Origin of the sequence: Chlorobium sp., assembly GCF_049593655.1 — a bacterium.
Classification (GTDB): domain Bacteria; phylum Bacteroidota; class Chlorobiia; order Chlorobiales; family Chlorobiaceae; genus Chlorobium.
In genome coordinates, this window is record NZ_JBAWHG010000024.1 from 1 (window position 1) to 7,041 (window position 7,041).

The 7,041-nt window shown below is 49.3% G+C and carries 5 protein-coding genes; all 5 read right to left on the reverse strand.

Features of this window, described 5'->3' with window-relative positions:
• A partial coding sequence (locus WBP50_RS03910; RefSeq protein ID WP_423931815.1) for an ATP-binding cassette domain-containing protein occupies window positions 1-1,146 on the reverse strand: 1,146 nt, incomplete at its 3' end.
• A 213-nt stretch (window positions 1,147-1,359) separates the two neighbouring features.
• On the reverse strand, window positions 1,360-2,718 hold the full coding sequence (locus WBP50_RS03915; RefSeq protein ID WP_423931816.1) for a nucleotide sugar dehydrogenase: 1,359 nt from the start codon (window positions 2,716-2,718) through the stop codon (window positions 1,360-1,362).
• Window positions 2,719-2,803: 85 nt separating this feature from the next.
• Window positions 2,804-3,898, reverse strand: coding sequence for an NAD-dependent epimerase (locus tag WBP50_RS03920; RefSeq protein ID WP_423931812.1), 1,095 nt, complete (start codon window positions 3,896-3,898; stop codon window positions 2,804-2,806).
• A 74-nt stretch (window positions 3,899-3,972) separates the two neighbouring features.
• Window positions 3,973-6,405: a GumC family protein gene (locus WBP50_RS03925; protein ID WP_423931813.1), complete on the reverse strand. Its 2,433-nt coding sequence runs from the start codon at window positions 6,403-6,405 to the stop codon at window positions 3,973-3,975.
• Between the two features lie 10 nt (window positions 6,406-6,415).
• Window positions 6,416-6,955: a polysaccharide biosynthesis/export family protein gene (locus WBP50_RS03930; RefSeq protein WP_423931814.1), complete on the reverse strand. Its 540-nt coding sequence runs from the start codon at window positions 6,953-6,955 to the stop codon at window positions 6,416-6,418.
• Window positions 6,956-7,041 lie beyond the last annotated feature (86 nt).

Below are 7,041 nucleotides of genomic sequence, written 5' to 3' on the forward strand. Positions count from 1 at the left end.
AAGAAGGCCCATGATAATATCAAGTAGAGTACTTTTACCGCTACCGGTCACGCCAATAAAACCTATTCTGCTTCCTTTCTCTATGGTTAGGTTAAGATTGTTCAGCACCCAAGGCGTTTCCTGCGTATAACGAAATGAGAGGTTTTTAAGACTGATCTTTTTTCTGAATGCTAATGGAATAGACTCTGGCTTGTCAATATAGTCTGGTAGAGATTGATCAAGCAGGTCAAGCGCATCACGTAACGATATTTGTCCACCTTGAATTGCTGACCATGCGCCGTATGCCTGCTGCAATACCGGCAACATCCGTTGAGCTCCGAGCGCCAGAGCTCCGAGGACAGGTATTGCCTTGACAATTCCATCCGGCTGTCTCGAAAGCACATAGGCCAATATTGCGATTAGCAACATCCCGAGAGCCTCCATACCGAAACGAGGACTTTGTCCAATAAAAAGACTGTTTCCCTGTGCTCGACGCAAGGGAAGGTCGGCCTGACGGTAGATCCGACAATATACAGCCTGACTTCCGTCGATAAGTACATCTCTAATGCCACCCAACCCTTCCTGCAAGGATTTGATTACCTGCGTTGATTCACGGGCTATGCAGCGGCTGTTTATAAGCATCCGGCTTCGTGTGAACCATATAATAAATCCGTAAATCAGACCAAACCCCCCAAAAGCAGAGAGAGCAACAAGTGGATCAATAGAAAAAAGTGCAGCCATAATGGCAAGCAACATGATCGTTGTGCTGATAAAGGTCATGATCGGAACAATGGTGCTGTAAATGACACTATTTGCTTTAGCGGAAATGCCGCTGATCACTTCGCTGCTGTTACGGGCGACATGCACTGCATAGGGCTGGTAAAGCGTTCGGCGATATATGCCGATGCTGAGATCGGCTCCTGTTGCAAAAGAAAGACGCGTACTTGCCCAGAGCAACAATAACCTCACGGCTCCTGCAAAGAGTGCAGCCATACCGAATGCGATAGTAAGAGGCAGCAGAAGCTGATTGAACGAGGTAATACCAAGTAATTTAATGATCGGTTGGGCTAATTGAAGCTGAAATATTCTCTCCGGAGCAGTGAGCACGGCAAGAAACGGAAGTATGGCTCCGATACTGACAATTTCTGCGAGTGAAGCGACAATCATCAGAATCAGCAAAAGGCCAAACTGACCACGACGGCGAGGGGTTATATGTTGCCAGAGACGCTTGAGAAGCGTTGGGATTGATTGGGGATGTGAGGCGTTGTTGGGCACGGTTGGGTAATGGGTATTAGGGATTGGGTAATGGGTAATAGGAAGCGAACGAATTAAGTGGATTGCTGTCGGCCTATTCAGCTATCAAGCCATCAAGCGGAAATACTATAACCTTCCTTCGATAACCGTTTGATCGAAAACACCTTTGACGTCGTATACCACCCCGAGCTCACCAGCAAGCAATGAACGAATATCAAGTTCTTTGAATTGATCGTGAGCAACGGCAAGCACTGCTGCATCGTAACGATGACCGTTCAATTCGTTGTAACAGGTTAACCCATACTCATGGTTAACCTCATCGGCATCTGCCCATGGATCGAAAATCTCAACCTCGGTACCGTACTCTTCAAGCTCTCGTACAATATCAACCACACGGGTGTTTCGAATATCCGGGCAATTCTCCTTGAATGTGATCCCCAGCATCAGTACCTTTGAACCCTTTACACAACAACTTCTTGAAATCATCAGCTTTATCACTTCTGAAGCTACATACCTGCCCATATTATCGTTCAGACGACGCCCCGCAAGAATAATTTCAGGATGATAGCCTACCTCCTGCGCCTTTTGGGCAAGGTAGTAGGGATCGACCCCTATGCAATGGCCGCCAACCAAGCCTGGCTTGAACTTCAGAAAGTTCCACTTGGTACCGGCAGCTTCGAGCACATCATTGGTGTCTATGCCCATTCGATTGAAAATCATGGCCAGTTCATTGACAAAAGCGATGTTGATGTCGCGCTGTGAGTTCTCGATGACTTTAGCCGCTTCGGCAACCCTTATGGATGGTGCGAGATGGGTCCCTGCGGTTATGATAGAGCAGTACAATGCGTCGACTTTTTGGGCGGCTTCAGGAGTGGAACCGGATGTAACCTTTTTGATTTTTGTGACGGTGTGCTCTTTATCGCCGGGGTTGATGCGTTCGGGGGAATAACCGACGAAGAACGTGTTACGTGTTACGTGCGAAGTGTTACGATCAATATGGGAAATGTTGTTTCGGGATGAATGAGTTGTGGTGCCGTAGGTTAGGTTGGAAAATTTTTCGAGGACCGGGACGCAGTCTTCTTCTGTTGCTCCGGGATAAACTGTGGATTCGTAGATGACGATATCGTCTGGTTTAAGCACCTTGCCGACGGTTTCGCTTGCTTTGATGAGCGGAGTGAGGTCGGGGCGGTTGTTCTTGTCTGTTGGTGTTGGTACGGTTATGATATAGTAGTTCGCATCAGCAATATCGTTGCTGTCGCAACTTACATACAAACCCTGGGTTTCCCCGGCGACAAACGGATTATTGCTGCATAGAACACTGTTCAGATCGTCACGCTCTATTTCACGCGTCGCATCATGCCCGTTCTTCAGTTCGTCGATACGCATTTGTTTTATATCGAATCCAACTACGGGATATTTTTTAGCAAATTCAACGGCAAGGGGCAGGCCGACATAACCAAGGCCGATGATGGCGATTTTTAGCATTTTTTTAGGGGGAGGCTGGTTGGCTGGATAGCTTGATAGCAAGAGAGAATGGCTTGATGGCTTGGTGGCTGGATGGCTTGTTAGCTTAATAGCAAAAAGGGATTTTGGCTACCTCGCTTTCCCGCTTTCCCGCTGCAAAGAAGCTTTTATACCATTCTATGAATTTGTTGATGCCTTCCTGGACTGTGGTTTCCGGTTTATAGTCGAGGTCTTCTACAAGATCCTGAACATCAGCATAGGTTGCAGGAACGTCGCCTGCCTGCAGGGGCAATAAGTTTTTCTCTATGTTTTTTCCAAGCGCCTGCTCGATTGCCCCGATATATTCCAGCAGCTGGACCGGATTGTTGTTGCCGATGTTATATATTTTATATGGGGCTGATGATGAACCGGGCTCAGGTTGCTTGCCTGTCCATGCTGCATTTGCTTTTGCAGGATGGTCTATAACCCTGGTAATACCTTCAACGATATCGTCTATATAGGTAAAATCACGCTGCATGTTCCCGTAGTTGAACACATCTATCGGTTTACCGGCTATAGCTGCTTTGGTGAAGAGAAAAAGCGCCATATCGGGTCGGCCCCATGGGCCGTACACGGTAAAGAAGCGCAGACCGGTTGTTGCAATCCCGTACAGATGGCTGTAGGTATGAGCCATAAGCTCATTTGTTTTTTTGCTGGCCGCATAGAGACTGATCGGGTGATCGACATTATGATGCACAGAGAACGGAAGTTCTTCGTTAAGGCCATAGACCGACGAACTCGATGCGTAACAGAGATTGTTCACTCCGTTATGGCGGCAGGCTTCAAGAATATTGATAAACCCGACAATGTTTGAGCTTATATATGCATCCGGATTGGTTATCGAGTATCTCACCCCTGCCTGAGCGGCAAGATTGCAGACTGCATCGAATTTCTCCTGCTCGAACAAGTTCATAAGATTCGGCTTGTCTTCAAGATCAAGCCTGATAAAGCTGTAATTCGGATACTTTGACGAAGTAATGGGCGTATTGTATGCAATGGCCTCTTCATTGATCCCTGCCATAGCGAGCCGGCCATACTTGACCCGCTGATCGTAATAGTCGTTGATATTATCAAGCCCGACAACTTCATCGCCACGCTCAAGCAGCCGCAACGCAAGGTGAGATCCGATAAAGCCGGCGGTACCGGTGATGAGAATTTTCATTTTTTGGGAAGGATTATTGGCTTGTTAGCTTAATAGCAAAAGATGATTTTGGCCATCCAGCCATCCCGCTATTTTCACACGTTCTCCTCGTAGGCTCCGTAGCCGTAGCGCTTGGAGCCGTATTTGCCATAATCGTACCCGCGTTTTTCTTTTGAGCCGATTACGGCTATACCGATGATTGCGGAGCTGAGGAAGTGGTCTTTTGTGAATTCGAGTATCGGCTTCCGATTGGTATAGTGCAGGCGGCTGACGAGGATGATGCCGTCGATTGAGTGGGCAAGCTGGGCCGCATCGCTGAGGAAGAGCGGCGGGCTGTCGAAGAGCACTTTGTCGAACTGCTCTTCGAGAGTTTTGATCAGCTCGATCATTTTTACCGAACCGAGGATCTCGTTAGGGTTGGGCACCAGTTTACCGGCGCTGAGGTAGGTGAGGTTATCAACGTTGGTTTTCTGGAACCAGCTTTCATCGATAGCATGATCCTTGCCAAAGATGTAGTCGGTAAGCCCGTTTTCACGCTTGCCATTGAATTTTTTGTGGATGGATGCGCGGCGGAAATCACAGTCGATTATAAGGGTTTTTTTGCCGGCAAGGGCAAAAGCCATACCGAGATTACCGCACACCGTCGACTTGCCTTCGGACATCGCCGTTCCCGATACAAGAATCGACTTGCAGGGGGAATCGGGCTTGGAGTAGTCGATTGCCGTGCGAAGAATTCTGAAGCTTTCGGAAAAGACCGATGAGAGGCTGTCGGTAAGCATCGGCATGGGAATTTCGGCTTCAGGATCGGTGCTCCGCTTTGTTTTGGCGGTACATTCGCCAGCAATGACGCGATTGCGGAATACCTTGCTCGAGTTGTGGAGTATCCGCTTCAAACCGGAAATGGCCTCGGGCGGAAACGTTTTTTTGTCGTTCGAAACAAAGGGGATGAAGGAGAGGAGCGGCAGACCGATTTCCCTGAAGAAGTTTTCGTCCTTGATGGTATCATCAACATACTCCGCCGTAATGGTATAGAGCGCCGCAAGCAATCCGCCAAGCACCAGACCCATCAGCAGGTTCTTCTGCAGGGAGGGTTTTTCCGGCGCGAATGGCTGGAACGCGGAACCGATAAGAGCGACTCCGCCCACTTCTGAACCGAGCATGATACGGGTTTCGTCGAGCTTCTCCTTCAGATAGAGATAGGTTTTTCCGACTACCTCCCTGTCTCTCTGCAGTTTCAGGTAGTCCTGCTGTTTTTTCGGAAGTTCGCTGAGCAGCTGTTCGTAGTACTGCCGAAGCTGGCTGAACTCTCCGGCGCTGAAATGGAGTTCGTTGAGCTTCCGCTGGATCTGGAGCTTTTCGGAAACCATGTCGAAACTGAATTTCCTGGCCTTACCGGCATAGCCGATCTGGCCGGCGATCTTGCTGCGGCTGAGCTGCTCGTACCTTGCCTTTACCACGTCGAGCTGCCGCTTTTTCGCCTTGACATCGACATGCTCGATCCCTTTTTCGCGAACCATTTTCATGTATTCGCTTTCAAGCCCCTTTATCTCATCCATGATGGCGCCAAGCTGGATCGTCACGTTTCTTGCAATCTCCGAACTGATGGTTCTGTCGGTTTCGGAGAGTTTCTTTTCGAGAAAGGCCAGACTGTTGCTTGCAATATTGGACTCGGCCTGAATGCTCTTGTATTTTGCATCGGCTTCAACCAGCTTCTGCAGCAGTTGACCGCTGTTCCCGGTCAGTTCATAGATCTCGTTCGACTCCATATATTCAGAGAGCGCATGGTCGGCTTCTGCCACCTTGTGCTCCTGCTCGTCGAGCATTGCAGCTATAAAACGGTTCGCCTGCGTATACTTTTCCGAGTTCCGGCTGATATCGGCATCCTTGTAGACCTGACAGAGCATGTTGGATAAAAATGCAGCCTCGTCGGGAAACGGACTCGCAACTGAAACCTTCAGAACATTGGTTTCACGAGCAGGCAGAACCCGGATGCGACTGTTCAGACGCAACGCATCGAGTCGCAACCGCTCGTCGGAATAGTTCCACTCTCGAGGCTGCGCGCTTGCATTAAGCGATGCCATACCGGTAATCGCACCCAAAAACCGGGAAACCGGCGAATGATACTCTCTTTTGTTGAAAAACTCGAGCGAGTCTTTTTTACTGCATTTATAGAGTTCCCTGACCGTCAGTTCGGCAATGGGCATCGACATGAGCAGTTCGACATCCTTTTTCACCGCCTGACTTTCCGCATTACCCGCCGTACCGAGAGCTGCCGCAAGAAGGTCGCCCTCACCCCTGCTGTCAGCAATCATCATCATCGATTCGGCGCGATATTCAGGAACCTGGGTGTAGTGGTAGACCAGTGCGAAAAGCATCGCAACAACGAAAAAAGCAAGAATACCGTACTTCCTGCGCAGAATGATACTGAAAATTTCAGCAAGGGAGATTTCGCGATCCTCCGAACGCTCGCCCCCATCCTGGGGACTCATCGCCGTCTGTTTATCGGGCTTCATAGTATCGTATTGCACAAAATTGTTGTTAATCCCTCTGGATAATGTCGTAGATCGAAACCCACGGGTAGATAATGCTGACCATACTGGCAATCCTGGATAGGCTGAACGCTTTTTCGGGAAAAATGATGGTATCGTTCGGCTTCAGGGCGATAAATGAGGAGCGGTCTCCTCGTTTGTAGAACTGCCTGATATCTACCGTGTACGCCTGGATACCGTTTCCGTCGGCACTCTGTCGGGCGACAACCACTTTTTTCAGGTTAGCCTCCTTGCGGAGACCTCCGGAAAGCGCAAGGAGGGTTGCAAAATCGGCATTTTCCCTCACAATGATCTGCCCCTGACGATTGACCTCGCCAAGCACATTGACGATCATCAGAATGTTGCCGGAATCATCGGTAAAATAGGAGTCCTGCACGAGGGGATAACCGGGGCCTGCAAGGGGATTGTATGCGGCTTGCTGGGACGACCCCGACAGTACGGATTCCGCGAAGAGCCGACCGCTCAGGCAGGAAAAAGCGATGCCCTGAACAAGCAGCAAGACCGGAATGATTGTTTTTGTAATACGCATGGGATCTTATCGTTACGGTTCTGTCATTTTCGTCTTCTCAGAGGGATGCGCCCGTTGCTTCTTCTGAGCGTACACACCATTAATAG

Excerpts from the sequence above, each read along its gene's own strand:
- WBP50_RS03920 (WP_423931812.1), bottom strand. The coding sequence starts at position 3,898 with ATGAAAATTCTCATCACCGGTACCGCCGGCTTTATCGGATCTCACCTT.
- WBP50_RS03930 (WP_423931814.1), bottom strand. The coding sequence starts at position 6,955 with ATGCGTATTACAAAAACAATCATTCCGGTCTTGCTGCTTGTTCAGGGC.
- WBP50_RS03915 (WP_423931816.1), bottom strand. The coding sequence starts at position 2,718 with ATGCTAAAAATCGCCATCATCGGCCTTGGTTATGTCGGCCTGCCCCTT.